This window comes from Streptomyces sp. NPDC043878, from assembly GCF_056435735.1.
The window spans coordinates 111,367-136,287 of the sequence record NZ_JBWKDW010000015.1; the positions used below are offsets into that span (position 1 = coordinate 111,367).

Below are 24,921 nucleotides of genomic sequence, written 5' to 3' on the forward strand. Positions count from 1 at the left end.
GGCCGTCCTATGGTCGCAGAGAAGTGCAACAACCTTTAATAAACAAGGGCGCTAAAACGCCGCCGACCACGGCGACCGCGGAGGACAAGGGTGGGGACCACGCAGCTGGAATCGGTGCAGGAACCGAAGTACTGGCACCTGAGAACCGTGCTGAGTGAGGCGCTGGACTCCGAGTTCACGGTGGGCGAGATCCTGCCCAACGAACGCGAGCTGGCCGCCCGCTTCGGCGTCGCCCGCGCGACGCTCCGTCAGGCACTGGAGCAGCTCGAACTGGAGGGCCGGCTGCAGCGTCGCCGCGGTGTCGGTACGACCGTCGCCCCGCCGCGCGTGGGCGTGGCCGTCGGATCGGAGCGGCACGCCTGGCCGGGAGCGTCCGACGACGGCTGGCAGCCCGTCGACAGCTCCCGCGAGGTGCCGCCCGCGGCCGTCGCCGAGGCTTTGGAAACGGGGAAGGACCAGCCGGTGCACATCGTGCGCCGCTCGCGTACGACCCACGGCCAGCCGGTCGCCGCCGAACTCCTGTACATCCCCGAGTCGTCGGTGCCCGATCTCTCCGCCATCGACGCCCCGTCCGGAGCGCCGCGCGCGCGTGCCGTCCTGCGCGAGCTGCAGCGCCACGAGCTGGAGGGCCAGGACAGCGCCGTCGAACTCGGCTCGGCCCGCGCGGACGACGCCAAGGAACTGGACCGGCTCCCCGGGGCGCCCGTCCTCGTCGTCACCACGCGCTTCGTCGCCGACGGCCGCACCGTCGCCCTGTCCGTCGCGACCTACCGCGCGGACACCTGCCGGCTGACCTTCGGGGACTCCGGCGGCGTGGAGATCCACCAGGGCCCGGAACGCCGGGCCTCCTGACCACGGTCGCACCACGCGCCCAACCGGGGCGCGTGGTGCGGGCCCGCGCGTCAGCGGCGCGCGGTCACCGTGCCCTCCACCGCGAAGAGTTGTTCCTCCACGTGGTCGAGCGCGAGCCGCAGCGCCCCCGTCGCCACCGCCGCCTCGCCGAGCAGCGACAGCGTCACCTTCGGCGGCCTGAGGCAGTAGCGCGCCAACTCCCGGCGCAGCGGCTCCAGTACGCCGTCCAGTCCGGCCGCCCAGCCCCCGATGACCACGAGTTCGGGGTCGAGCGCCAGGACGAGCGCCGCCACGTCGTGGACGAGCCGCTGGATGAAGCGCTCCACAGCCTCCCGGGCCCGCCGGTCGCCCTCGCGCGCCTGCGCGAAGACCCCGGCGACGGCCAGTTCGTCCAACGGGTGCAGCGGCTCGTCCGTCGTGGACAGCAGCGTCTCGGGCGTCGCCCCGCGGCCCAGCAGGTGCAGGGCGCCGATCTCACCGGCCGCCCCGCCGTACCCCCGGTGCAGCCGCCCGCCGATCAGCGCGCCGGCGCCCGGACTGAGCCCGGCCAGCACGAACACCACGTCGTCGGACTCGGTGGCGGCGCCCTTCCAGTGCTCGGCGACAGCCGCCGCGTTGGCGTCGTTCTCCACCAGGACAGGGCACTTGAAGGACCGGCTCAGCCGCTCGCCCAGCCGCAGCCCGGTCCACTCGGGCAGCGCGGTGCTCAGCCGTACGGTGCCGTCCGCCTCCACGATCCCGGGCGTGGCGACCCCCACCGCCCGCAGTGAACCGCGTGCGACACCGGCCCTGCGCAGCAGCTCGGCCACGGCGGTGCGCAGCCGCTCCAGACGCTCGTCCGCGGACGCCGTCTCGTCGATGTCCTTGGCCTGCGCGCCGGTCACCCGGCCGTCGAGGTCGGACAGGAGGGCGGCGACGCGGTGCGGTCCGATCTCCAGGCCCAGCAGGTGTCCGGCCTCCGCCCTGAACCGGAAGCGCCGCGCCGGACGCCCCTGACGCCGTGCGGCACTCTCGTCGGCCGCCTTCTCCACGACGAGCCCGGCCTCGATGAGGCCCTCGACGACACCTTCCACGGTGGGCCGGGACAGTCCGGTCACCCGGGTGATCTCGGTGAGCGTCGCGCAGTCCGTGGCGCGCAGCGCGTGCAGCACCACCGCGGAGTTGATCCTCCGCAGCAGCGAGGGGTCCCCGCCGGTCAGCCGCCCCAACGTCCTTCCTCCCAGCTCGTGCGCGTGTTGGCCGGATCGTACAAGGCGCGGCGGACCCCGGCGAGTGCCGGGCGCGGCCGGAACCGTCCGGGGTGTTCCCGCCCGCGTGCTCAGCCCGGTGCGACGAACCCCGACTCGTACGCCGCGATCACCGCCTGCGTGCGGTCCCGCGCCCCCAGCTTCGTGAGTACGGCGCTGACATGCGACTTCACCGTCTCCGTCCCGACGACCAGCCGCGCGGCGATCTCGGCGTTCGACAGTCCGCCCGCCATCAGCCGCAGCACTTCGTTCTCACGCTCGGTGAGCCGGGCCCGCTCCATCGCGGTCCGGGCCGCGCTGTTGCCCCCGTGCTCGCCGTACTCGGCGGCCAGCCGCCGCACCGAGGCCGGGAACAGCAGGGAGTCGCCCTCGGCGACCAGCCGCACGGCGTGCACGATCTCGGCGGGCCGGGCCCGCTTCAGCAGGAACCCGTCGGCTCCGGCGCGCAGCGCGTCGTACACGTACTCGTCGTTCTCGAAGGTCGTCACGACGACGATCTTCGGGGGCGCCTCGACCGTGCGCACCAGCGCGCGCGTGGCCTCGATGCCGTCCATGAGCGGCATCCGGACGTCCATGGCGACCACGTCCGGCCGCAGCCGCCGCACCAGCGGGATCACCGCCGCGCCGTCGGCCGCCTCGCCGACGACCTCGATGCCGGGCTGCGACTCCAGCACGGCCCGGAGCCCCGCGCGGACGAGGGGTTCGTCGTCGACGAGGAGAACGGTGATCGGCATCCGGCCAGCGTAGATCAGCTCAACGGCAGTTCGACGTGCACCTGCCAGTCGCCGGCGTCCGGGCCCGTTCGCGCGCGGCCGCCGAGCAGGGCCGCGCGCTCGTGTATGCCGCGCAGCCCGCTGCCGCGGCCCGTGCCGGGCACCTCTGCCGTGAGCGGACTGCGGACCTCGAGACCCAGGGTGTTGCCGGCGACCTCGATGCGGACCAGCACGGGCACGGCCCCGGCGTGCCGCAGCACGTTCGTCAGCGACTCCTGGAGGATGCGGTAGCCCTCGCGGGAGACGGGGCCCGGGACCGCCTCCAGGGGGCCGGAGAAGTCCGCGTCGACCTTCGCCCCCGAGGTGCGGGCCGACTCCAGCAGCCGGTCGGCGTCGACCAGTGTCGGCCGGCCGGCGGCGGGCCGCTCCGACTCCCGGAGCACGCCGAGCACCCGGTCCAGGTCCTCCAGGGCGGCGCGGCCGGTCTCCTCGATGGCGAGCAGAGCCCGGTCGGTGAACACCGCGTCGCCGGCCGCCCGCGCCGCCCCGGCCTGCACCACCGCCACCGTCAGGGCATGGCCGATGGAGTCGTGCAGTTCACGGGCGATCCGCGTGCGTTCCAGGAGTTGTTCCGTGCGCTCCTCCAGGGCGGCGAGACGTTCTGCGGGGGAGGGGCCGAGCAGCCGGCGCGCCAGCGCGGTGACCAGCAGGCCGAGCCCGACCACCACGCCGTACAGCGCGACGAGCGGGAGCGGTGCCAGGAAGGCGTACGCCCAGTGCGGCCGGAGCACACCCACCACCGGGACGTCGTCGGAGGCCCGGCCGGCGGCGAGCCGCACACACTCATAGGTCGTGGCCGGCAGCCAGACCGTCAGGCACGAGGCCACCACCCCCAGCGCCGTGCGGGCCTCCAGCCACAGCGTGGTCCGCAGCCGGTCCCGCCAGCCGGCCGAGGGCTCCACGGAGATCGCCGTGTCCGGCTCGCCCGGTGTCAGCAGCAGCCGCGCCTGGACACCCTCGCCCCGGCGCACTCCGGGGACCAGCAGCCCGAGCGGGACCAGGGCGAGCGCGGGCACCCACGGCCTGCTCATGTCGACGAACAGCCACACGCTGATGACGAGCATCGGCACCCACAGGTGCAGCAACCGCGTGTAGGTGGTCCCGTGGAACAACGGGCGCAGAATGCCGGGCATTTCGTCATCGTGCCACCTGCCACCGACACCGGTCCTCCCCCGCCCGGGGGAGCGGGTACCCGCCGGCGGGGGAGGACGGCGGCCCGCACCGGCGGCCAGGCTGCTGCCATGACCAGCATCGACGTCCAAGACCTCACCAAGGAGTACGGCACCCGCCGCGCCGTGGACGCCCTCACCTTCCGTGTCCTGCCCGGCCGCGTCACCGGCTTCCTCGGCCCCAACGGTGCCGGAAAGTCGACCACCATGCGGCTCGTCCTCGGCCTCGACCGCCCCACCTCGGGCACCGCCACGATCGGCGGCCGCGCCTACCCGACCCTCCGTGAACCCCTGCGCCACGTCGGCGCGTTGCTCGACGCGCAGGCCGCCCACGGCTCGCGCACCGGACGCGACCACCTGCGTGCGCAGGCGGCGAGCAACCGGATCCCGGAGACCCGGGTCGAGGAGGTGCTGGAGGAGACCGGGCTCACGCCGGTCGCGCGCCGCCGGGTGCGGACGTACTCCCTGGGCATGCGGCAGCGGCTCGGCATCGCGGCCGCCCTCCTCGGAGATCCGGGGGTGGTCATGCTCGACGAGCCCTCCAACGGCCTCGATCCCGAAGGCATCGTGTGGATCCGCGGCCTGCTGCGCCGGCTCGCGGAGGAGGGGCGCACGGTCCTGGTCTCCAGCCATCTCATGAACGAGACCGCGTCCTTCGCCGACCACCTCGTGGTCCTCGGACGGGGCCGTCTGCTGGCCGACACCCCGATGCGGGAGTTCGTCCACGCGCGCGTGCGGCCCGGCGTTCGCGTCCGTACGACCGACGCCGCCCGGCTCACGGGAGTCCTCGCCGCCCACGGCCACCACGCCGTCCAGCACGCGGAGGGGCACTGGACGGTGCCGGACGCGCGCGTGGACGACATCGGACGCCTCGCCTCGTCGGCCGGCGTCCCGCTCCTCGAACTCACCGCGGAGGAGGCCACGCTGGAACAGGCCTACCTCGACCTGACCGCGGCGGAGACCGAGTTCACCGCACCCCACCAGGAGGTCTGACCATGGCGTTCCTTCCCGTGCTGCACGCCGAGTGGATCAAGATCCGGACCCTGCGGTCCCTCCTCGGATCCCTCTGCGCGGTCCTCGTCGTGACGGCGTCGTTCTCCGCGCTCGGAGCGCTCGACGCCGACGACGAGGCATTCGACCCGCTGTTCTCGGCGTTCTTCGGCCTCAACTTCGGCCAGATGGCGGCGATCGCGTTCGGCGCGACGGCCGTCTCCTGCGAACTCCAGCAGGGGGCCCTGCGGTCCGCGCTGACGGCCGTGCCCCGGCGCGGCCGCTGGTTCGCCGCCAAAGCGGTCGCGATCGCCCTCCCCTCGCTGGCCGTGGGCCTGCTCGCGGGCGCGGCGAGCCTGGCCGTCGGCCGAGCGGCACTCGGGGCCGACGCGCGCTCACTGAGCTGGTCCGAAGGGCTGCGGGGCGTGGTGGGCTGCGGTCTCTACCTCACGCTGATGGCCCTGTTCGCCGCCGGCCTCACAGCCGTGCTGCGCAGCGGCGTGGCCACGCTCAGCATCCTGATTCCCTTCCTGCTCATCGTCTCCTTCGTGGTCGGGGACATGTCGTCCTCGGTCGCCGACTTCCTGCCCGACCGCGCGGGCCAAGTGGTGTTCCACGAGACGTGGGACGGTGTGCTGGGCCCCTGGACGGGCCTCGCGGTGACCGCGCTGTGGGCGGCGGCCGCGCTCCTCGCCGGGGCGTGGAGCGTGCGCCGGCGGGACGCCTGACCCGGGCCGGTGTCTGACGCGCCGCCAATTGTCAGTGGCGGCGGGTTTACTGGATCACATGGACAGCGCTGAGTTCCTCGCCGAGATCGACTCGCTGTGCGCCCTCGACCTGGCCGCGGGACACGGCGGGTCGCGCCTCGCCCTGGCGGGGCCCGGCTACCGCGTGACGGAGCTGGCAATCAGTCACGGCCTGCCGACGGGTGACGCCGCGAGGCGGACCGAGGGCGTGGCGGACTTCCACGCCCTCAGGGACCACCTGTCCCAGCGGCTCAGCGACCGGTGGGGCCGACAGCAGCCGTCCTGGGGGATGGTGACGCTCAGAGTGCGTCTGGACCGCGGCGAGGAGATACCCGAGCCATGGGCCACGGTGAGTCTCCTGGTGGACGAGCTGGACCTGTGGCGCGTGGACGGGGCGGACCGCTGGGTGGCCCTGGGTGTCGCCGACGGCGGGCCGGCCGACGAGGTCAGGCTGCTCGGCGTCGTCACGGACATAGACCCTCCGTGACGTCTGTCCCCCATCGCCGGTGCGCGGGGAGCGAGCCCCGCTCAGGCGTCCTCCGCCGCCACCCGCAGCAGCGCGAACTCCTCCGCCATGGTCTGCGCCGTCCAGTGCGCGTTCAGCCCGCTCGGATTGGGCAGCACCCACACGCGCGTGTCCCCGATCGTCCGCTCCTGCGGGCCCACCCGCGCCGTGCGGTCGTCGAACGCGGCCCGGTAGGCGGTGACTCCGACCACCGCCAGCCAACGCGGGCGCAGCCGCGCCACCTTCAGCGCCAGCAGCCGTCCGCCCTCGCGGTACTCCTCGGCGCTCAGCTCGTCCGCGCGGGCCGTCGCCCGCGCGACGACGTTCGTGATGCCGAGCCCGTACGACGGCAACTCCTGCTGCTCCGACGGCTTCAAGAGCCTCGGCGTGAACCCGGACAGATGCAGCACCGGCCAGAAGCGGTTGCCGGGGCGGGCGAAGTGGTGTCCCGTCGCGGCCGTCATCAGACCGGGGTTGATGCCGCAGAACAGCACCCGCAGACCGTCCGCGACCACGTCCGGTACCAGACGGTCGCGGGCGGCCTCCAGTTCGGCAGGGGTGAAGCGGGTCAGAGGATCGCCCCCGGGGTGTAGCCCGCGGCCTCCGGACGCTGCTTCACGAGTTCGTCGACGCGGCCGACGACCGTGGCGACCTGGTCGGCCGCCGCACCGGTGAAGGACAGCTTGTCGGCCATCAGCGCGTGCAGCTGCGCCCGGTCGAGCGGGATGCGTTCGTCGGCGGCCAGCTTGTCGAGGAGTTCGTTGCGCTCGGCGCCCCGCTCCCGCATCGCGAGCGCCGAGGCGACGGCGTGCTCCTTGATCGCCTCGTGCGCGACCTCGCGGCCCACGCCCGCGCGCACCGCGCCCATCAGCACCTTCGTGGTGGCGAGGAACGGCAGGTAGCGGTCCAGCTCGCGGGCGACGACCGCGGGGAAGGCGCCGAACTCGTCGAGCACCGTCAGGAAGGTCTCCAGCAGGCCGTCGAGCGCGAAGAACGCGTCGGGCAGGGCCACCCGGCGCACCACCGAGCAGGACACGTCGCCCTCGTTCCACTGGTCGCCGGCCAGCTCGCCGGTCATCGACGCGTAGCCGCGCAGGATGACCATCAGACCGTTGACACGTTCGCAGGAGCGGGTGTTCATCTTGTGCGGCATCGCGGAGGAGCCGACCTGGCCCGGCTTGAAGCCCTCGGTCACCAGCTCGTGTCCGGCCATCAGCCGGATCGTCTTCGCCAGCGACGACGGCGCGGCCGCCAGCTGCACCAGCGCGGTGACGACCTCGTAGTCCAGCGAGCGCGGGTAGACCTGGCCGACGGAGGTGAACGCCTGAGAGAAGCCCAGGTGACCGGCGATCCGCTGCTCCAGTTCCGCGAGCTTGGCCGCGTCCCCGCCGAGCAGGTCCAGCATGTCCTGCGCCGTGCCCACCGGGCCCTTGATGCCGCGCAGCGGGTAGCGGCCGAGCAGTTCCTCGACGCGGGCGTGGGCGACGAGCAGCTCGTCGGCGGCGGTCGCGAAGCGCTTGCCGAGGGTGGTGGCCTGCGCGGCCACGTTGTGCGAGCGACCGGCCATGACCAGCTCGCCGTACTCGGCGGCCAGTCTGCCCAGCCGCGCGAGCACCGCCACCGTACGGTCGCGGACGAGTTCGAGCGACAGCCGGATCTGCAGCTGCTCGACGTTCTCGGTGAGGTCGCGGCTGGTCATGCCCTTGTGCACGTGCTCGTGCCCGGCGAGGTCGTTGAACTCCTCGATCCGCGCCTTCACGTCGTGCCGCGTGACCTTCTCACGCTCGGCGACGGAGGCCAGGTCGACCTGGTCGAGGACGCGCTCGTAGTCGGCGATCGCCGCGTCCGGCACCTCGATCCCGAGGTCCTTCTGGGCCCGCAGCACGGCGAGCCAGAGCTGGCGCTCCAGCTTCACCTTCTGCTCGGGGGACCAGAGCGTGGCGAGCTCGGCGGAGGCGTAGCGTCCGGCGAGGACGTTCGGGATGCGGGGCTTGGCGGGCGCAGAAGTCACGTGGACGGATTCTACTGGCGATTCGTGCAGGCCAGCGCCACCGGGTGTGTTGTGGGAACCTACGAGAGACCGGAGCGCGGGCTGCCGTGCGGGCCGCTGCGGCCGTACCCCGCATCGGCCGGTCACCCCGCGGGCTTCTCCCAGGGCAGCAGTTCGGCCCGCTTCGGCGGCAGGCCGTCACCGGAGGAGCGGCCCGTCAGACGGCGGCCGATCCAGGGCAGCAGGTGCTGCCGGGCGAACCGGGCGTCGGCGACCCGGCGGGCGGCCCACCCCGGCGGGAGGGTGGCCTGCGGGGGCGTGTGCCACTCCGGGTCCTCGGGCTCGTGGCCGAGGGTCTGCCACACCGCCTCCGCGACCCTGCGGTGCCCCTCGGCCGTCAGGTGCAGCCGGTCCACGTCCCACAGGCGGGGATCGGCGAGCGAGGGAGCGCCGTACAGGTCCACGACCAGCGCGCCGTGCCGCTCGGCGAGGCTGTCGACCATGGCGAACAGCTCCTCCATGCGCGGCCGGAACCGCTCCAGGACGGGGCCCTGCCGGCCGGGGCTGCGCATCAGCACGAGCTGCTCGCACGCGGGGGCGAGCTGCTCCACGGCCTCCGTCAGCAGGCCGCGCACCCGCCCCATGTCGCACTTGGGGCGCAGCGTGTCGTTGAGCCCGCCGACCAGGGTGATCACATCGGCGCCCATCGCCGCGGCCACGGGCACCTGCTCGTCCACGATCTGCTTGATCAGCTTGCCGCGCACCGCGAGGTTGGCGTACCGGAAGCCGGGTGTGCGGGCGGCCATCCGCTCGGCGAGGATGTCGGCCCAGCCCCGGTAGGTGCCGTCGGGCAACAGGTCCGACATGCCCTCGGTGAAGGAGTCGCCGACCGCGACCAGGCTGCTGTACGGGGGAGCGGGAGGGGGGTTCGTCTGCATGGCGCCAACGATGGTAACCCGCCCCCATACCCGCCGGTCGGTCGGCCCTTTCCGTGCGGTGACCGTCGGGCCGCCGCCCCGTGAGGCGGAGCCCGACGCGGGTCAGGCCCGCTGCCCGAACAGCTCCCGCAGAACGTCCTCCATGGTCACCAGCCCCGCGAGCCGGCCGTCGTCCCCGAGCACGGCCGCGAGGTGCGTGCGGCTGCCGCGCATCGCCGTGAGCACGTCGTCCAGCGGTGTGTTCTCCCGTACCCGGGCGATCGGCCGCATGTCCGGGACCCGGAACGGCAGGTCACGCGGCGACGCGTCCAGCGCGTCCTTCACGTGCAGGTAGCCCACGATGCGGCGCCCGTCGTCCACCACCGGGAAGCGGGAGAACCCGGATTCGGCCGCCAGCCGCTCCAGCTGCTCGGGGGTGACGCCCACGCGCGCGTGGACGACCCCCTCCAGCGGCAGCACCACGTCCCGCACGGGACGGCGGCCCAGCTCCAGCGCGTCGTTCAGCCGTTCCAGCGCGCGGTCGTCGATGAGCCCCGCCTCGCCCGAGTCCCGCACGATCCGGGCCAGCTCGGCGTCCGAGAAGGTGGCGGTGACCTCGTCCTTCGCCTCTACCCGCAACAGCTTCAGCAGGACGTTCGCGAAGGCGTTGATCGTGAAGATCACCGGACGCAGCGCCCGAGCCAGCGCCACCAGCGGCGGCCCGAGCAGCAGCGCGCTGCGCACCGGCTCCGCCAGCGAGATGTTCTTGGGCACCATCTCGCCCAGCAGCATGTGCAGATACGTCGCCAGGGACAGCGCGATCACGAACGACACCACGTGGCCCGCACTGGTGGGCACGCCCACCGCGTGGAACACCGGCTCCAGCAGGTGCGCGATCGCCGGTTCCGCGACCACGCCGAGGACCAGGGTGCACAGCGTGATGCCGAGCTGCGCGGCGGCCAGCAGCGCGGAGACGTGCTGGAGACCCCACAGGACGCTCTTGGCCCGCCGGTCGCCGTCGTCGGCGTACGGCTCGATCTGGCTGCGGCGCACCGAGATCAGCGCGAATTCCCCGCCCACGAAGAAGGCGTTGACGACGAGGGTCGCCAGACCGATCAGCAGCTGTACGGCGGTCATCGTTTCCCCTGCTCGTCGTGGCGCGGCGCGTGCAGTACGACGCGCGCGGCTCTGCGGCCCGACGCGTCCACCACGTCCAGCCGCCAGTCGGCGACCTCCACGCGGTCACCGACGGTCGGTATGCGGCCCAGTTCGGTCGCGACGAGACCGGCCAGCGTCTCGTACGGCCCGTCCGGCACCTTCAGTCCCACGCGCGCGAGCTGGTCGGTACGGGCGGAGCCGTCGGCGGAGTACAGCGTGCGGCCCTCGTCGTCGGTGCCGGCCGGGGCCAGGTCGGGCGTCTCGTGCGGGTCGTGCTCGTCCCGCACCTCGCCCACCACCTCCTCGACGATGTCCTCCAGGGTGGCCACTCCCGCGGTGCCGCCGTACTCGTCGATGACCACGGCCATGGTGCGTCTGCCCGACAGCCGGTCCAGGAGCCGGTCGACGGTGAGCGACTCCGGGACCAGCAGCGGTTCGCGCATCACCTCGGAGACGGGCACGCGGGAGCGCCGCTCGGCGGGCACGGCCAGACAGTCCTTGATGTGCGCGGTTCCCACGACGGAGTCGAGGCTGTCGCGGTAGACCGGGAAGCGGGACAGCCCGGTCGCCCGGGTCGCGTTCGCCACGTCCTCGCAGGTGGCCCGTGCCTCCAGGGCGATGACCTGCACGCGCGGTGTCATCACGTTCTCCGCGGTCAGGTCGGCCAGGTTCAGCGTCCGGACGAACAGCTCCGCGGTGTCGGCCTCCAGGGCGCCCTCCCGGGCGGAGTGCCGGGCCAGCGCCGCCAGTTCCTGCGGCCCGCGTGCGGACGCCAGCTCCTCGGCGGGCTCCAGGCCGAACCGTCGTACGACCCGGTTGGCGGTGTTGTTGAGGTGGGTGATGAAGGGACGGAACGCGGCGCTGAACCAGCGCTGCGCGTTGCCGACCCGTTTGGCCACGGCGAGCGGCGAGGAGATTGCCCAGTTCTTCGGCACCAGCTCGCCGACGACCATCAGGAACACGGTCGACAGGGCGGTGCCCAGCACCAGGGCGAGCGTGCTCGCGGTGGAGTCCGGGATGCCGAGGGACTCCAGCGGGCCCGCGATCAGGACCGCGATGGACGGCTCGGCGAGCATGCCGACGACCAGGTTGGTGACGGTGATGCCGAGCTGCGCGCCGGACAGCTGGAAGGTCAGATTCCGTACGGCCTTGAGGGCGCCGGCGGCACCCCGTTCGCCGCGCTCCACGGCGCGTTGCAGCTCGCCGCGCTCGACCGTGGTCAAGGAGAACTCCGCCGCGACGAAGGCGCCGCAGGCCAGCGAGAGCAGGATCGCCAGCAGCAGGAGGAGCACTTCGGTCATCGGGTCACCTCCGTCCCATGATCGGGCAGCGTCGGGAGGATCGCGCGATGTCGCGTACCGGGGGGCTCGCCCATGGGCGGACGCTCACACCTTTCATGGAGGATCGAGTGACCCCCCAAGGGTAAAGGATGGGCAAAAGGGGGTATGTCAGTGGTCCGCTCGCTCGCCGCCGAACGGCTTCACCCAGCGTCGCCACTGTTCCTCGGGCGCATACCCCGCGGCGCGCCAGGCATGATGCGCGGTTTCGTTGCGTCGCAGCACCATCGCGTCCCCGCGCCGCCCGCCGAGCCGTACGAACCGCTCCTCCGCCGCCGTGAGCAGGGCCGAACCGATGCCCCGGCGGCGACGGCCGGGGTGCACGGCCAGCCGGTACAGGTGACAGCGCCAGCCGTCGAAGCCGGCGATCACCGTTCCGACGGGTTCGCCGTCGAGCTCGGCGAGGATCAGCGCCTCGGGATCGCGCTCGACCAGCCGCCGCACACCGGCCCGGTCGTCACTGATGCTGGTTCCCTCGGCGGCCACCTTCCAGAAGGCGAGCACGGCGTCGAGATCCTCGGGCGTCGCGGCCCGTACGCGCAGGTCGGTCATGAACAGATCCCACCACGCGCGCCGGACGGCGACACGGGTTTCCACCATGCGGACGTCGGCCGGCACCCGGCCGCCGTCCCCCTCGACTCCGCCCTCTCCGTCCGCTCCGTCCTCACTCGTGCGCGATGGCCGCCAGGACGTTCATCCGGGACGCCCGCAGCGCCGGCAGGAGTGCCGCGACGATGCCGACCACCGCGGAACCGACCACGACCGCGACGATCGTGGTCCAGGGGATGGCGAGCGCCTTCATGCCCTGGAGGGCCAGCACCTGGTGCATGCACACGCCCCACACGAGCCCCAGGGCGAGCCCCAGGACCGCGCCGAACACCGCGATGACCACGGACTCCAGCCGGATCATCCGGCGCAGCTGCCGGCGGCCGAGCCCGATGGCCCGCAGCAGGCCGATCTCGCGGGTGCGTTCCACCACGGACAGCGCGAGGGTGTTGACGACCCCGAGGACCGCGATGACGATCGCCAGCCCGAGCAGCGCGTACACCAGGTAGAGCAGTACCGCGATCTGGTCGTGGACCAGCTTCTTGTAGTCGGCCTGGTCACGCACCTGGACCTGCGGATACGGGTCGAGGGTGCGCTCGAGGCCGGAGCGCAGCCCGTCCGGGCTCGTGCCGGCGGCCGCGTTGACGTAGAGCGCGGAGTCCTGGCCGCCGGGGACGTACTTCTCGACGGTGGCGATGCCGAAGAACAGCCCGCCCTGCATGCCGAAGCCGCCGGCGCCGTCCTGGTCGGTGAGGGCTCCCACGGTCAGCTCGGCCCTGCGGCCGGCCGGGAACTCGACGGGCACCACACTTCCGAGGCGTACGCCGTGGTCCTCGGCGAAGGAGGAGTCCATGGCGATGTGCCCGTCCGCCAGGGCGGCCGCAGTGTCGCCGCCGGCGTAGGTCACGTGGGCGACGTCGTCGATCCGGGCGTCGTAGCCGGCGGCGGTCGTCTCGATCCGTCTGCCGTCCGGCAGCCGCACGGCGACCGGCGCGAACCGCTGCCGTACGACGAGACCGACGCCCCCCGTCGCCCGCACCTTGTCGGTGACCTCCTGCGAGAACGGCACGAAGTTGGCGTTCTGGACGATGAAGTCGGCACCCAGCGTCTTGTCGATCTGCTGGTCGAAGGACCGGGACATCGAGGCGCTGGCCACCGACATCCCGCCGACCAGGGCGAGACCGACCATGAGGGCGGCCGCGGTGGCGCCGGTACGGCGGGGGTTGCGCAGGGCGTTGCGCTGGCTCATCCGGCCGACCGTGCCGAACAGCGCGGGGAACGCCCCGCCGAGGACCCGGATCACCGGACGCACCAGCAGCGGGCCCGCGATCACCGTGGCGATCAGGGTCAGCGCGACGCCGAGCCCCAGCAGCGAGGCCGACGTGGACGTCTTCGAGGCGGTGGCGCAACCCACCAGGGCCGCGGCACCCAGCGCCCCGACGACCGAGCCGACCACCGCGCGTACCCGCAGCGGCCGCCCCACCCCGGCGATGTCGGCGTCCGCGAGCGCGGCCATCGGGGAGACGCCCGCGGCCCGCCGGGCCGGGAGGTACGCGGCCACGAAGGTGACCCCGACCCCCACGACGTACGCGGCGACCGGGGTGCCCCACCCGACGACCATCTCGGTGGCCTTCAGGTTCATCCCGAACGCGCCCATGAGCTTGATCAGCCCGTAGGCGAGCCCGATGCCGGCCGCGAGGCCCAGCGTCGAGCCGACGACCCCGAGCAGCAGGGCCTCGGTGAGCACGGACCGGCGCACCTGCCGCCGGTCGGCGCCCAGCGCCCGGAGCAGCCCGAGTTCGCGGGTGCGCTGCGCGATCAGCATCGAGAAGGTGTTGACGATCAGGAACACGCCGACGAGGACGGAGATCCCGGCGAAGCCGAGCATGACGTACTTGATCACGTCGAGGAATCCGCCGAGGTCGGCCACCGACGACTCGGCCTGTTCGGCGGCCGTCTTCACGTCGTAGGCGCGGGTGCCGGTCTCGGCGACGACGCGGCGCTTGAGCGCGTCGTCGGGCACACCCGGCGCCGCGTCCACGGAGACGCTGGTGGCCCGGCCGGCCGAGCCCAGGAGTTGGTCGGCGGCGGTCGCGGGGTCGAGATAGACCAGGGCCGCGCCGGGGTTGGTGGTGGTGAAGGTGGCGATGCCGACGATCCGGACCTTGAAGGTGCCCGGCTGCGCCATCACGGTCAGCCTGTCGCCGATTCTGACGTGCTTCCGGTCGGCGGTGTCCGCGTCGAGGAGGGCCTCGGCGGCGCCGCGCGGGGCGTGGCCCGAGGTCAGCTTCACGGGGCTGCGGTCGGTGACGTACCAGTCGGTGGCGATGGTCGGGGCGCCGCCGCTGGTCCCGATCGACTCGTTGTCGCTGTCGACGACCGTGATGTTCTCGACGGAGACGTCGGCGTGTGCGGACGCGACCCCGTCGACCTTCGCCACCCGGTCGGCGAGCGCGGCGGGCAGGGTCTGGGTGGCGCCCGTCGGCACCGACGACGAGAGGTCGTCCTTCGGCTCCATCGTCACGTCGGCGGAGGTGGAGGCGAAGAGCCGGTCGAACGTGCGGGAGACCGTGTCGGAGAAGATCAGGCTGCCCGCGACGAACGCCACGGACAGGACCACGGCCAGCGCGGAGAGCAGCAGCCGCCCCTTGTGGGCGAGGAAGCTTCGCAGGGTCGCCTTCAGCACGGCTCAGTCCTCGTCGGGGGTGGCGTCGTCGTCGGGCCGGCCGGCGGAGGTGCCGCCGGAACCGGTGAACAGGCGCATGCGTTCCAGCACCGCCTCGGCCGTCGGCCGTTGCATCTCGTCGACGATCCGGCCGTCGGCGAGGAAGAGCACCAGGTCGGAGTGGGCGGCGGCGCCCGGGTCGTGGGTGACCATGACCACGGTCTGCCCCAGCTGGTCGACGGCCTCGCGCAGGAAGCCGAGCACTTCCAGCCCGGCGCGGGAGTCGAGGTTGCCGGTCGGCTCGTCCGCGAAGATCAGCTCGGGGCGGGAGGCGAGCGCGCGGGCGCAGGCGACGCGCTGCTGCTGCCCCCCGGAGAGCTGGGCGGGCCGGTGACCCAGCCGGTCGCGCAGCCCGAGCGTGTCGATGACCTGGTCCAGCCACTTCTTGTCGGGCTTCTTGCCCGCGATGTCCATGGGCAGGGTGATGTTCTCGGCCGCGTTCAGCGTCGGAATGAGGTTGAACGACTGGAACATGAACCCGATCCGGTCCCGGCGCAGCCGGGTCAGCTCGCGGTCCTTCAGCCCGGTGATCTCGGTGTCGCCGAGCCACACCTGGCCGGCCGAGACGGAGTCGAGGCCCGCCAGACAGTGCATCATCGTGGACTTGCCGGAGCCCGACGGTCCCATGACGGCGGTGAAGCGGCCGCGCGCGATGTCCACGTCCACCGAGTCCAGGGCCAGCACCGCGGTCTCGCCCGAGCCGTACGCCTTGGTCAGACCGCGGGCGCGGGCCGCGACCCCGTCGGCCGACGCCAGGCCCGGCGCGCGCTCCGTAGCAGGTGTGGACAAGGCTGCCTCCTCGCTCCTGGACCTTCCGACCCGGTGGTCCCGGCCGAGGGTAGTGTGACCGGCCGCACACCCGGTATCCCCCCTGGGTGTCGGCGGCTCTCCACCCCAGGTCGGGCCCCTGATATCGGTGTAAGGGGCAACCTCCACCCCTGGGTGGACCACTTGCCCGCGCTAGCGGTTCGGCGCTAGCGTCGGGGTATGGCGAAGACCCAGCTGAACGTGCGCGTGGACGAGGGCACCGCGCGCGCCGCCCGCGAACGCGCCCTGGCCCGCGGGATGAGCGTCAACCGCTACATCGAGGAACTGGTCAGACAGGACACCGGGGAAGTGGGCCACACCTTCGTGGAGGCCGCCGCCGACTTCATGAAGCAGTACGAGTCCGTCTTCACCGACGAGTTCGGCGCGGACCGGGCTCCGGGTGCCGAGGGCACCCGGGAAGGCCGTCGCTGAGACCTTGAGCAATCTCAGGATCGACCTCGCCTGGCTGCTGATGCTCGCCGAACACAAGACCCCGGGAGACCCCCAGGTCACCGACTGGGGCGCGCTGGTCGCGGCCGTCGCGCGCCACCGGGCCGAGATCTTCGACGTCCCCGTCTACGACAGCCCGCACGCGCGCGCCGCCGCCCTGCTGCAACTCCTCATCCACGTGCCCGCGCTGGAGCGCTCCAACGCGCTGTTCGCCTCCGCCGTCGCCTACGCCTACCTGATCGCCAGCGGCCTCAAGGTCGTCACCTCGCCCGAGCAGGTCCGCGACCTGGCCCGCCTGGTCAAGAGCGGGGACGCCTCGGTCGACGACATCGCGCGGGAACTGCGGCAGTGGAGCCTGTGACCGGCTGTTCCGGCTGTTCCGGCTGTTCCGGCTGTTCCGGTGGTTCCGGCGCTCATCGCTCCTCGGGGCCGGGACGCCACGCGGTGCCCAGCACACAGAAGGACGTGGGCAGCGCCGGACCCTTCTCCGGCATCAGGACGCTTCGGTAGGGGCCCAGTTCGAACCCGGCGTCGCGCAGTGCGGCGACCGGGTCGCGGGCCAGGTGGCAGCCGCCGTTCAGGGGCGGCCACAGCGTCCGGTCCAGCGTGCGCTGGGCGGCGCGCATGACCGGGCCGCCGCCCCGGCCGTGCTCGAAGAACCGGACGACCCCACCGGGCCGCAGCACCCGCCGTACCTCGCCGAGGGCGCGCGGCACATCACGCACGCTGCACAGCACCAGCGAGACGACCGCCGCGTCGAAAGCCTCGCTCTTGACCGGCAGCGCCTCCGCCGCGCCCGGCACGACGTCGACGGGCACCTCCGCGCGCAGCGCGGCCTCCACCGCAGCCCGCCGCAGCCGGCGCTCCGGTTCGATCGCCACCACCTCCGCGACCGGGCCCGGGTAGTGGGCGAAGTTCAGGCCGTTGCCCGCGCCGATCTCGATCACCCGCCCCGACAGCCCGGTCAGCAGCCGCGCGCGCACCGCGCCCATGCCGAGCCGCGTCTCCGCGGTGACGCTGACGCGGGCGTAGTACCGGGCGAACAGGGGATGGTGCACGGCATCCCGCGCCACCCTGCCGGAACCGCCGGACCTCAGCGCCATGGGGACCTCCTCGCGGGACGGGCCTTACGGCGAGTGTTCCCCGCCGGGCAGCCGCGCACCCATGTCACCGGCCCGCCGGCTCACCGGCTCACCGGCTCACCGGCTCACCGGCTCACCGGCTCACCGGCTCACCGGCTCACCGGCCCGCCGGCTCACCGGCTCACCGGCTCATCGGCCCGCCGGCTGACCCGCTCACCCGCTCACCGGCCCGCCGACCCGTGGACCGGCCGGACCGCCGGTGAGTCCGGTGGCAGAACGGCGGGACTTCGGCGCCGGACCGGCCGGACCGGCGGACCGGTGGACCGAGAAGGGCAGGTCAACCGCCCTGTACCGCTCGGCCGGCCTCCGCCCGCGGCCCCGCACCCCCATGCCCGCCGGCGGCCCCACCTTTCCGAAAGCCGCCCGCTACGCGCCTTCCCGCACGTGGAACGCCTCGGCGTCCCATGTCCCGTCGAGCCGGGGTGCCAGCCAGCCCGGAGCGTCGGTGCGGAAGGCGGCGGGGGCGAGCGTTCCCGCTCCGGCGGGCAGGGCGCCGAGAAGGGGCGCCGCGGCCACGTCCGGCAGATCCGCGAGGTTGCAGCGGGACGCCAGGTCGGGCACGTCGGGCCAGCTGCCGATCACGATCCCGAGCAGGCCGAGCCCCCGGGTCCGGAGTTCGCGTGCCGTCAGTTCGGTGGTGTTCAGCGTGCCCAGGCCCGCGGACGCCACGAGCAGTACGGGTGCCTCCAGCAGCCCGGCAGCGTCCGCGAGCGTGCCGCCCTCCGCGTCGAACCGGACGAGCAGTCCGCCCGCCCCCTCCACCAGCACCAGGTCGTGCTCGGCGGACAGCTTCTGCGCGGCCTCGGCCACCTCGTGCGGACGCACCGGCTTCCGCCCGGCCCGGCGGGCTGCCGTGGCGGGCGCCAACGGCTCGGGATAGCGGGCCACTTCGGCCGCCGTCACCTCCCCGGCGAGCCGCACGACCTCGGCGGCGTCCCCGGGCTCGTCCGGCCGTACACCCGTCTGCGCGGCCTTCAGCACGGCCACCGACCGGCCGGCCGCGCGGGCCGCCGCGGCGACGGCGGCGGTCGCGACCGTCTTGCCGACCTCCGTGCCCGTGCCCGTGATCACCAGTACCGGCATGTCATTCCCTCCGCGTTCTCGTGCGGCGCGCCTGCCCGCTCGTCCGGTCGTCCTCAGCCCTCGCGCGCGGCGGCGCACACCGCGCGGGTGATCCGGGCCAGGTCGGCGTCGTCCGTGACGTACGGCGGCATGGTGTAGACGAGGTCGCGGAACGGGCGCAGCCACACACCCTCGCGTACGGCGGCGCGGGTGGCGGCCGCCATGTCCACCTCGTGGTCCAGCTGGACCACGCCGATCGCACCGAGGACCCGTACGTCCCGCACGCCCGGAAGGTCCGCGGCCGGCCTCAGTCCGTCCCGCAGTCCGGCCTCGATCCGCTTGACCTGTGCACGCCAGTCCTGCCCGAGCAGCAACTCGATCGAGGCGCAGGCCACGGAGGCCGCGAGCGGGTTGCCCATGAAGGTCGGCCCGTGGGCGAGGACCGGGACCTCGCCGCGCGAGATCCCGTCGGCGACCTCCGGCGTGCACAGCGTCGCCGCCATCGTGAGGTAGCCGCCGGTCATGGCCTTGCCCACGCACATCACGTCCGGCGTCACCGCCGCGTGGTCCGCGGCGAACAACGCGCCCGTACGGCCGAAACCGGTGGCGATCTCGTCGAACACCAGCAGCACGCCGTGCGCGTCGCACGCCTCGCGCAGAACCCGCAGGTAGGCGGGGGAGTGGAACCGCATCCCGCCGGCCCCCTGCACCACCGGCTCGACGATCACCGCGGCCAGTTCGTCCGCGTGCGCCGCGATCGCCGCGCGCAGCCCCCGCGCGTACGACTCGTCGTACTCGGCGGGAGGCGCGTCCACGAACACCTGGCGCGGGAGCACACCCGTCCACAGCTCGTGCATCCCGCCCTCGGGGTCGCACACGGACATCGGCTGCCAGGTGTCGCCGTGGTAGCCGCCGCGCCAGGTCAGCAGCCGCTGCTTGCCGGGGCGGCCCAGCGAGCGCCAGTACTGCAGGCACATCTTGACGGCGACCTCGACGGACACCGATCCGGAGTCGGCGAGGAAGACGTGCTCCAAGCCGTCGGGCGACATGTCGACAAGGAGCTTCGCCAGCCGTACGGCGGGCTCGTGGGTGAGCCCGCCGAACATCACGTGACTCATGCGCCCCAGCTGCGCCCGCGCCGCCTCGTTGAGCACCGGGTGGTTGTAGCCGTGGATCGCCGACCACCAGGACGACATGCCGTCGACCAGTTCGCCGGAGCCGTCGGCGAGGGTGAGCCGTACCCCGCTCGCCGACGCCACGACCAGCGGTTCCTGGCGGCCGGGCATGGGCCCGTACGGATGCCAGACGTGCCGCCGGTCGAGGTCCAGCAGTTCGGGCAGGCTCAGATCAGGCATTGGGCGCGAGATCCGTCCCGGCACCCCTGCGGCGGACGGCGACGAGGTCGGTACGGGCCTCGCCGGGCTGCGCGGCCACGGCACCGGCCTCGGCGGCGGCAGGGACCGCGACGGCGGAACCGCAGACGCCGGCGCCCTCGTGCGACCCGCAGCCACCGCCACCCTCGTGCGACCCGCAGGCGCCGCCGCCGTGGGAGCCGCACCCGGCGCCCTCGTGCGACCCGCACCCGCCACCGGCGCCGGCCTCGGACCGGTGCCGCGGCAGGGTCACCTGGTCGGCGCCCTCCACCTCGAACCCGGCGTCCGCGATCATCTCCAGGTCGGCCTTCCCGGCCTGGCCCTCGCTGGTGAGGTAGTCGCCGAGGAAGATCGAGTTCGCCAGGTTCAGGGCGAGCGGCTGCATGGTGCGCAGGTGCACCTCGCGGCCACCCGCGATCCGGACCTCGACGTCCGGGCAGACGAACCGGACCATCGCCAGGATGCGCAGGCAGCGCTGCGGGGTGAGGTTCCACTCCTTGGCCAGCGGGGTGCCCTCGAACGGGATCAGGAAGTTGACCGGCACCGAGTCGGGGTCCAGCTCGCGCAGGGAGAAGACCACGTCGACCAGGTCCTCGTCGCTCTCGCCCATGCCGGCGATCAGACCCGAGCAGGCCGACAGACCCGCCGCGTGCGCCTTCCGCACGGTGTCCACGCGGTCGGCGTAGGTGTGCGTGGTCGTGATGTCCCCGTACGTCGCCTCGGACGTGTTGAGGTTGTGGTTGTAGGCGTCCGCGCCGGCCTCCCGCAGCCGGTCGGCCTGGCCGTCGGAGAGCAGGCCCAGACAGGCGCACACCTCGACGCCCTCGTTGCCGTCCTTGATTGCCTTGATGGTGTCCGAGACGCGGTCCACGTCCCGGTCCGTCGGGCCGCGGCCGCTGGCCACCAGGCACACCCGCTTGGCGCCGCCCGCGAGGCCGGCCGCGGCGGCCCTGGACGCCTCCTCGGGCTTGAGCCAGGTGTACTTCAGGATGCCGGCCGTCGAACCGAGCCGCTGCGAGCAGTAGGAGCAGTCCTCGGGGCACAGTCCGGACTTCAGGTTGACGAGGTAGTTGAGCTTCACCCGTCGGCCGAACCAGTGGCGGCGCACCTTCCCGGCCGCGGCCACCACATCGAGCAGATCGTCGTCGGAAGTGGCGAGGACGGCAAGAGCTTCCTCGCGGCTCGGCACCTCGCGCCGAAGCCCCTTGTCCACCAGCGTGTTCAGCAGGTCCATGAGAGCCGATCCTGTCCTACGAGACCGCCCGCGGCCAAGGAGGCTTCGGACAAACAGCGCCCCACGGCCGTGTGGGTATTGCCACACGGTGGGCCGCAAAACGTACCGCTAGGGTCTGGTCACTGCCTACAAAATCCCCGGAGGAGCCATGGCGTTCGGCTGGATCGACGAGCAGGCGCGAGCGCGCCGCGACGCCGGGCTCGTCCGGACCCTGCGCCCCCGCCCCGCCGACTCGCCGCTCCTCGACCTGGCGAGCAACGACTACCTGGGCCTGTCCCGGCACCCCGAGGTCACCGAGGGCGCGGTCCGGGCCGCGCGGACCTGGGGCGCCGGCGCGACCGGCTCCCGGCTCGTGACCGGCACGACCGAACTGCACACCCGGCTGGAACGCGAGCTGGCGGACTTCTGCGGCTTCGAGGCGGCGCTCGTCCTCTCCTCCGGCTACGCGGCCAACATCGCCGCCGTCACCGCGCTCGCCCCGCACGGTTCGCTGGTCGTGTCCGACGCGGGAAACCACGCCTCCCTGATCGACGGCTGCCGGCTGGCCCGGGGCACGACCCAGGTCGTCGGGCACGCCGACCCGGAGGCCGTGCGCAAGGCCCTGCACACGCACGACGGCCCGGCCGTCGCCGTGTCCGACACGGTCTTCTCGGTCGACGGCGACGCCGCCCCGCTGTCCGCGCTCGCCGGGGTGTGCCGGGAGTACGGGGCCGGACTGGTGGTCGACGACGCCCACGGCCTCGGGGTGATCGGCGACGGCGGCCGGGGCGCGCCGCACGCGGCCGGGCTCGCGGGGGCCGGGGACGTCGTCGCGACGGTCACGCTGTCCAAGTCGCTCGGGAGTCAGGGCGGCGCCGTGCTCGGCCCGGCCCGGGTGATCGACCACCTGGTCAACGTGGCCCGCACGTTCATCTTCGACACGGGCCTGGCGCCCGCGGCGGCGGGCGCCGCCCTGGCCGCCCTGGAACTGCTGCGCCGCGAGCCGGACCGGGCGGCGCGGGCGCGCGCGGTCGCGGGCGAACTGCACGCACGCCTGACAGCCGCCGGTCTGGACGCGGTACGTCCGGACGCGGCGGTCGTCTCCGTTCGGGCGCCGTCCCCGGAGGGGGCCGTACGCTGGGCGGCCGACTGCCGTGCGGCCGGGCTGGCCGTGGGGTGCTTCCGTCCTCCTTCCGTGCCCGACGGCATCTCACGGCTCAGGCTGACAGCCCGCGGGGACCTCTCCGGGGCGCAGATCGAAAGCGCTGTACGGGTGATCGGCGAGACGCGACCATGAGTCGGCGTGACACGGCCGCGTGCCGCGCGAGGTGAAGGCGGTCAGAGAAGGCGGATACCGGCGGTGAAGTCCGTCCAGCTCTCGGGGGAGAAGAGCAGCGCGGGTCCGGCCGGGTCCTTGGAGTCGCGTACGGCGAGCAGTCCGGCGCCTGGGCCGGCCATCGGTCGCGCCGTCTCGACGCAGTTGTTCGCTCCCGTGCTGTAGCTGCTGCGCAGCCATCGCACTCCGTGCAGAGCGGTGCTGGAAGGTACGTTCCGAGGCAGAGCTGACATGGTGCCTCCTTACGCGCCGCCACCTATCCGGGCGATGTAGTCCAACGAGTCCTCGGGTGAAAGCGCGTACATCCGAAGGGCGTTGAAGGCCTCGGTGTAGGCCTCTAGGTCTTCTTTCCGTTCGAGGTAGAGGCTACTCGTCAAGTGGTCGAGAACCACCACATCCAGATCAGAAGTGCGCGAAAATGAGAAGATAACGAAAGGCCCGGTGATTCCGATGTGCGCGCCGGCCGCGAACGGCAGCACCTGCACATGCACTTGGGGCAGCCGTGCCGACTCGACCAGCCGTTCCAGTTGCCGTGTCATCACCCCGGGGCCGCCGACCTCGCGCCGCAGGACCGCCTCGTCGAGGACGGCGCTCAACTCCAGCGGCGGGTCCGCCCGCAGCACGTCCTGCCTGGCCAGCCGCACCTCCACCAGGGCGTGCAGCCGCTCCTCGTCCAGCCCGTCCACCGCGGCCCGGGTGACCGCCCGGGCGTACTCGGGGGTCTGCAGCAACCCGGGAATCACCGAGGTCTCCAGGGTGCGCATCGCGCTCGCCTGCGACTCCAGGCTGATGAAGTCCCGGTAGGTCGCCGGGAGTATCCCGCGGTACGCGTGCCACCAGTGGTGGCGCCCACCGCTCTCGTCCGAGCCCGCCAACACCACGAGTAACTCGCGCAGTTGGGAATCGGTCACGCCGTACGCGTCCAGAAGCAACCGCACGTCGGCCGGTTTCACCCCGCTGGCGCCGGTTTCGATCCGGCTCACCTTCGACTGGTGCCAGCCCACCAGACGGGCCGCCTCACCACTGGTGAGCGCCGCACCGGTGCGCAACGCACGCAGTTCGGCGCCGAGTTTCCGGCGGCGTACCGCGGGACCGTGCTGCATGCGCAACTCCTTACTCCTTCCGGGCCACCCAAATACGGTCTTCCGTCGGAGAGTTCACCGCTTCGAGCGACAGATATATGCACATCTTGGTGGATCGACACCCGGGACCGGCACGGTGATGGCACTCTGACGAACGAAGCACCAGTCCGGGACCGTACTCGAACCATCCGCTCCGTGTCCGGCTGCGGTCCCGTGGGAAAGGGACGACGTCGCCATGGCAGACCATCTGGAAGCATCCGTCACTCTGCCGAGCGATCCCGCTTCGGTTTCCGCGGCCCGGGCCTATGTGGTGAGCACCCTGACGGAGTGGGGGCTGCCGGCGGACACGGAGGCCGCCGACACCATCCGGCTCATCGTCTCGGAACTCGCCACCAACGCCGTACAGCACACCTTCGGGCAGTCCCCCACCTTCACGGTGGACATCGCGCTGGACCGTGACGAACACCTGCGCATCGGTGTCACCGACAGCCACCCGCGGTTCCCCAAGAGGCTGCCGGCCGCCGTCCAGCAGGACAACGGCCGGGGCATGGTGATCATCCGCTGGCTGACCGCGGAGTTCGGCGGCAAGCTGAGGGTGCGGCCCACCCGCGAGGGCGGCAAGACGGTCTTCATCGAGCTGCCGTGGACGGTCCCGGTCGCGCCGGTGACCGCGGCGGGGCAGCAGGAGCCGTAGACCCCCGGCACCGTTGCCGGCGCGCCACACGGTCCTTACAGGCGCCGTACGGACGGCTCGCGGCGCCACCATGCCCGCCCGGGGACGCGGTCGGCCTCTGGGGCGCGGAGGGCTTGCGGGGCGCGGGCGGCGGGCGCGGGCCGGCGGGAGCCCGGGAGGCGGCCCGCTCGTCGGCGAGGCCCGTCGGGGGCACCCTCCGGGGAAGCGGCCCCCTCAGGCCGAGACCGACCAGGGGCGTACGGGTGACCAGCGCCCGCGGGTGACCCCGCGGGCCCGGGTGGGACCCCGGGGAGACGGCGGCGTGTCAGGCGACCGCCGTCTCCCCGGGAGAGTCAGTTGACCCGGCCGTACCAGACGCTCTTCGTCCAGATCTTCTGCAGCCGCACCACGTCACCGGTCTTCGGGGCATGCCATATCTTGCCCTTGCCGGCGTAGATCCCCACGTGGTAGACGCTCGAACCCGAGTGGAAGAACACCAGGTCTCCGGCCTTGCGGCTCCTGGCGGAGATGTGGTGCGTCTTGTTGTACTGCTGGGCCGCCGTGCGGGGCAGTTTCTTGCCCGCCTTCTTGAACGAGTACAGCGTGAGCCCGGAGCAGTCGAACCTGCGCGGCCCGGTGGCGCCGTAGCTGTACGGGGCGCCCTTCTTGGAAGCGGCGATGTGCAGTGCCTTCGTCGCCGGTGTGGCGGCCGCGGCGTCGGAGGCGACACCCGGGATCACGACGGAGCCGCCCACCGCGGCGATGGTGAGAGCCGAAGCCGTACCGGCCCGGACCATGAGCGACGGGACACGATTGAGCGCAGTCATG

26 protein-coding genes are annotated in these 24,921 nt (G+C 73.0%); 8 read left to right on the forward strand and 18 right to left on the reverse strand.

The annotated features are described in order from the left end of the window. The first annotated feature begins 90 nt into the window (after positions 1-90). Positions 91-852, forward strand: a complete 762-nt coding sequence (locus tag AC07AZ_RS21735) for a GntR family transcriptional regulator (RefSeq protein WP_478850128.1) — start codon at positions 91-93, stop codon at positions 850-852. 50 nt (positions 853-902) lie between these two features. On the opposite strand, the gene AC07AZ_RS21740 is transcribed toward AC07AZ_RS21735, so the two are convergent. From AC07AZ_RS21740 to AC07AZ_RS21750, 3 genes are all read right to left on the reverse strand, one after another. Further along, the gene (locus AC07AZ_RS21740) at positions 903-2,060 is read right to left on the reverse strand and encodes an ROK family transcriptional regulator (RefSeq protein ID WP_478850130.1); all 1,158 of its coding nucleotides are present in this window, start codon (positions 2,058-2,060) and stop codon (positions 903-905) included. 110 nt (positions 2,061-2,170) lie between these two features. Continuing rightward, positions 2,171-2,833, reverse strand: coding sequence for a response regulator transcription factor (locus tag AC07AZ_RS21745; protein ID WP_478850132.1), 663 nt, complete (start codon positions 2,831-2,833; stop codon positions 2,171-2,173). A 14-nt stretch (positions 2,834-2,847) separates the two neighbouring features. Continuing rightward, positions 2,848-4,005 carry a sensor histidine kinase gene (locus AC07AZ_RS21750; protein ID WP_478850134.1) on the reverse strand — a complete coding sequence of 386 codons (1,158 nt, stop codon included), beginning with the start codon at positions 4,003-4,005 and terminating at the stop codon, positions 2,848-2,850. 108 nt (positions 4,006-4,113) lie between these two features. Here AC07AZ_RS21750 and AC07AZ_RS21755 point away from each other — a divergent pair, with 108 nt between their 5' ends. The 3 genes from AC07AZ_RS21755 to AC07AZ_RS21765 are packed head-to-tail and all read left to right on the forward strand — an operon-like array spanning position 4,114 to position 6,264. Beyond that, a complete protein-coding gene (locus tag AC07AZ_RS21755; RefSeq protein ID WP_478850136.1) occupies positions 4,114-5,034 on the forward strand; it encodes an ATP-binding cassette domain-containing protein in 921 nt (306 codons plus the stop codon). A 2-nt stretch (positions 5,035-5,036) separates the two neighbouring features. Next, the gene (locus AC07AZ_RS21760) at positions 5,037-5,759 is read left to right on the forward strand and encodes an ABC-2 transporter permease (RefSeq protein WP_478850138.1); all 723 of its coding nucleotides are present in this window, start codon (positions 5,037-5,039) and stop codon (positions 5,757-5,759) included. Between the two features lie 58 nt (positions 5,760-5,817). Next, complete coding sequence (locus AC07AZ_RS21765) at positions 5,818-6,264, forward strand: hypothetical protein (RefSeq protein WP_478850140.1); 447 nt, start codon at positions 5,818-5,820, stop codon at positions 6,262-6,264. Between the two features lie 41 nt (positions 6,265-6,305). Here the strand turns inward: AC07AZ_RS21765 and mug are convergent, their stop codons facing one another. The 8 genes from mug to AC07AZ_RS21805 form a co-directional block, all read right to left on the reverse strand. Further along, entirely contained in the window at positions 6,306-6,854 is a 549-nt protein-coding gene (gene mug / locus AC07AZ_RS21770) for a G/U mismatch-specific DNA glycosylase (protein ID WP_478850331.1), read from the reverse strand. Continuing rightward, entirely contained in the window at positions 6,851-8,293 is a 1,443-nt protein-coding gene (purB, locus tag AC07AZ_RS21775; RefSeq protein ID WP_478850142.1) for an adenylosuccinate lyase, read from the reverse strand. Before purB ends, mug begins: the two co-directional genes overlap by 4 nt. Positions 8,294-8,415: 122 nt before the next feature. Beyond that, entirely contained in the window at positions 8,416-9,210 is a 795-nt protein-coding gene (locus AC07AZ_RS21780) for an SGNH/GDSL hydrolase family protein (protein ID WP_478850144.1), read from the reverse strand. Between the two features lie 102 nt (positions 9,211-9,312). After that, entirely contained in the window at positions 9,313-10,326 is a 1,014-nt protein-coding gene (locus AC07AZ_RS21785) for a hemolysin family protein (RefSeq protein ID WP_478850146.1), read from the reverse strand. Then, positions 10,323-11,648: a hemolysin family protein gene (locus tag AC07AZ_RS21790; protein ID WP_478850148.1), complete on the reverse strand. Its 1,326-nt coding sequence runs from the start codon at positions 11,646-11,648 to the stop codon at positions 10,323-10,325. Before AC07AZ_RS21790 ends, AC07AZ_RS21785 begins: the two co-directional genes overlap by 4 nt. A gap of 147 nt (positions 11,649-11,795) precedes the next feature. Continuing rightward, entirely contained in the window at positions 11,796-12,236 is a 441-nt protein-coding gene (locus tag AC07AZ_RS21795) for a GNAT family N-acetyltransferase (protein ID WP_478850150.1), read from the reverse strand. A 112-nt stretch (positions 12,237-12,348) separates the two neighbouring features. Next, positions 12,349-14,916: an ABC transporter permease gene (locus tag AC07AZ_RS21800; RefSeq protein ID WP_478850152.1), complete on the reverse strand. Its 2,568-nt coding sequence runs from the start codon at positions 14,914-14,916 to the stop codon at positions 12,349-12,351. A gap of 3 nt (positions 14,917-14,919) precedes the next feature. Next, positions 14,920-15,744 (reverse strand): ABC transporter ATP-binding protein, encoded by an 825-nt coding sequence (locus AC07AZ_RS21805; RefSeq protein WP_478850154.1) that lies wholly within the window; start codon positions 15,742-15,744, stop codon positions 14,920-14,922. Positions 15,745-15,942: 198 nt separating this feature from the next. On the opposite strand from AC07AZ_RS21805, the gene AC07AZ_RS21810 reads away from it, so the two are divergent. Next, positions 15,943-16,194 (forward strand): toxin-antitoxin system HicB family antitoxin, encoded by a 252-nt coding sequence (locus AC07AZ_RS21810; RefSeq protein ID WP_478850156.1) that lies wholly within the window; start codon positions 15,943-15,945, stop codon positions 16,192-16,194. Between the two features lie 4 nt (positions 16,195-16,198). Further along, positions 16,199-16,573 carry a fic family toxin-antitoxin system, toxin component gene (locus AC07AZ_RS21815; RefSeq protein WP_478850158.1) on the forward strand — a complete coding sequence of 125 codons (375 nt, stop codon included), beginning with the start codon at positions 16,199-16,201 and terminating at the stop codon, positions 16,571-16,573. A 52-nt stretch (positions 16,574-16,625) separates the two neighbouring features. Here the strand turns inward: AC07AZ_RS21815 and AC07AZ_RS21820 are convergent, their stop codons facing one another. From AC07AZ_RS21820 to bioB, 4 genes are all read right to left on the reverse strand, one after another. Continuing rightward, positions 16,626-17,315 carry a class I SAM-dependent methyltransferase gene (locus AC07AZ_RS21820; RefSeq protein ID WP_478850160.1) on the reverse strand — a complete coding sequence of 230 codons (690 nt, stop codon included), beginning with the start codon at positions 17,313-17,315 and terminating at the stop codon, positions 16,626-16,628. A gap of 405 nt (positions 17,316-17,720) precedes the next feature. Then, a complete protein-coding gene (gene bioD / locus AC07AZ_RS21825) occupies positions 17,721-18,437 on the reverse strand; it encodes a dethiobiotin synthase (protein WP_478850162.1) in 717 nt (238 codons plus the stop codon). 53 nt (positions 18,438-18,490) lie between these two features. After that, positions 18,491-19,771: an adenosylmethionine--8-amino-7-oxononanoate transaminase gene (locus tag AC07AZ_RS21830; protein ID WP_478850164.1), complete on the reverse strand. Its 1,281-nt coding sequence runs from the start codon at positions 19,769-19,771 to the stop codon at positions 18,491-18,493. Then, on the reverse strand, positions 19,764-21,023 hold the full coding sequence (bioB, locus tag AC07AZ_RS21835) for a biotin synthase BioB (protein ID WP_478850166.1): 1,260 nt from the start codon (positions 21,021-21,023) through the stop codon (positions 19,764-19,766). The genes AC07AZ_RS21830 and bioB overlap by 8 nt, the downstream gene beginning before the upstream one ends. Positions 21,024-21,171: 148 nt before the next feature. Here bioB and AC07AZ_RS21840 point away from each other — a divergent pair, with 148 nt between their 5' ends. Further along, on the forward strand, positions 21,172-22,299 hold the full coding sequence (locus AC07AZ_RS21840; protein WP_478850168.1) for an 8-amino-7-oxononanoate synthase: 1,128 nt from the start codon (positions 21,172-21,174) through the stop codon (positions 22,297-22,299). 41 nt (positions 22,300-22,340) lie between these two features. On the opposite strand, the gene AC07AZ_RS21845 is transcribed toward AC07AZ_RS21840, so the two are convergent. Both AC07AZ_RS21845 and AC07AZ_RS21850 read right to left on the reverse strand, forming a co-directional pair. Continuing rightward, the gene (locus AC07AZ_RS21845) at positions 22,341-22,571 is read right to left on the reverse strand and encodes a DUF397 domain-containing protein (protein WP_478850170.1); all 231 of its coding nucleotides are present in this window, start codon (positions 22,569-22,571) and stop codon (positions 22,341-22,343) included. 9 nt (positions 22,572-22,580) lie between these two features. After that, complete coding sequence (locus AC07AZ_RS21850; RefSeq protein ID WP_478850172.1) at positions 22,581-23,441, reverse strand: helix-turn-helix domain-containing protein; 861 nt, start codon at positions 23,439-23,441, stop codon at positions 22,581-22,583. 214 nt (positions 23,442-23,655) lie between these two features. Here AC07AZ_RS21850 and AC07AZ_RS21855 point away from each other — a divergent pair, with 214 nt between their 5' ends. Further along, entirely contained in the window at positions 23,656-24,114 is a 459-nt protein-coding gene (locus AC07AZ_RS21855; RefSeq protein WP_478850174.1) for an ATP-binding protein, read from the forward strand. A gap of 332 nt (positions 24,115-24,446) precedes the next feature. Here the strand turns inward: AC07AZ_RS21855 and AC07AZ_RS21860 are convergent, their stop codons facing one another. Then, positions 24,447-24,920 carry a C40 family peptidase gene (locus AC07AZ_RS21860; protein WP_478850176.1) on the reverse strand — a complete coding sequence of 158 codons (474 nt, stop codon included), beginning with the start codon at positions 24,918-24,920 and terminating at the stop codon, positions 24,447-24,449. Between the last annotated feature and the right edge of the window lies 1 nt (position 24,921).

Bases quoted from the DNA above. Each gene is read 5' to 3' on its own strand.
- AC07AZ_RS21745 (WP_478850132.1), bottom strand. From the start codon at position 2,833: ATGCCGATCACCGTTCTCCTCGTCGACGACGAACCCCTCGTCCGCGCG.
- AC07AZ_RS21750 (WP_478850134.1), bottom strand. From the start codon at position 4,005: ATGCCCGGCATTCTGCGCCCGTTGTTCCACGGGACCACCTACACGCGG.
- AC07AZ_RS21755 (WP_478850136.1), top strand. From the start codon at position 4,114: ATGACCAGCATCGACGTCCAAGACCTCACCAAGGAGTACGGCACCCGC.
- AC07AZ_RS21760 (WP_478850138.1), top strand. From the start codon at position 5,037: ATGGCGTTCCTTCCCGTGCTGCACGCCGAGTGGATCAAGATCCGGACC.
- AC07AZ_RS21765 (WP_478850140.1), top strand. From the start codon at position 5,818: ATGGACAGCGCTGAGTTCCTCGCCGAGATCGACTCGCTGTGCGCCCTC.
- AC07AZ_RS21780 (WP_478850144.1), bottom strand. From the start codon at position 9,210: ATGCAGACGAACCCCCCTCCCGCTCCCCCGTACAGCAGCCTGGTCGCG.
- AC07AZ_RS21785 (WP_478850146.1), bottom strand. From the start codon at position 10,326: ATGACCGCCGTACAGCTGCTGATCGGTCTGGCGACCCTCGTCGTCAAC.
- AC07AZ_RS21790 (WP_478850148.1), bottom strand. From the start codon at position 11,648: ATGACCGAAGTGCTCCTCCTGCTGCTGGCGATCCTGCTCTCGCTGGCC.
- AC07AZ_RS21795 (WP_478850150.1), bottom strand. From the start codon at position 12,236: ATGACCGACCTGCGCGTACGGGCCGCGACGCCCGAGGATCTCGACGCC.
- AC07AZ_RS21810 (WP_478850156.1), top strand. From the start codon at position 15,943: ATGGCGAAGACCCAGCTGAACGTGCGCGTGGACGAGGGCACCGCGCGC.
- AC07AZ_RS21820 (WP_478850160.1), bottom strand. From the start codon at position 17,315: ATGGCGCTGAGGTCCGGCGGTTCCGGCAGGGTGGCGCGGGATGCCGTG.
- bioD (WP_478850162.1), bottom strand. From the start codon at position 18,437: ATGCCGGTACTGGTGATCACGGGCACGGGCACGGAGGTCGGCAAGACG.
- AC07AZ_RS21830 (WP_478850164.1), bottom strand. From the start codon at position 19,771: ATGCCTGATCTGAGCCTGCCCGAACTGCTGGACCTCGACCGGCGGCAC.
- bioB (WP_478850166.1), bottom strand. From the start codon at position 21,023: ATGGACCTGCTGAACACGCTGGTGGACAAGGGGCTTCGGCGCGAGGTG.
- AC07AZ_RS21840 (WP_478850168.1), top strand. From the start codon at position 21,172: ATGGCGTTCGGCTGGATCGACGAGCAGGCGCGAGCGCGCCGCGACGCC.
- AC07AZ_RS21845 (WP_478850170.1), bottom strand. From the start codon at position 22,571: ATGTCAGCTCTGCCTCGGAACGTACCTTCCAGCACCGCTCTGCACGGA.
- AC07AZ_RS21850 (WP_478850172.1), bottom strand. From the start codon at position 23,441: ATGCAGCACGGTCCCGCGGTACGCCGCCGGAAACTCGGCGCCGAACTG.
- AC07AZ_RS21855 (WP_478850174.1), top strand. From the start codon at position 23,656: ATGGCAGACCATCTGGAAGCATCCGTCACTCTGCCGAGCGATCCCGCT.
- AC07AZ_RS21860 (WP_478850176.1), bottom strand. From the start codon at position 24,920: ATGACTGCGCTCAATCGTGTCCCGTCGCTCATGGTCCGGGCCGGTACG.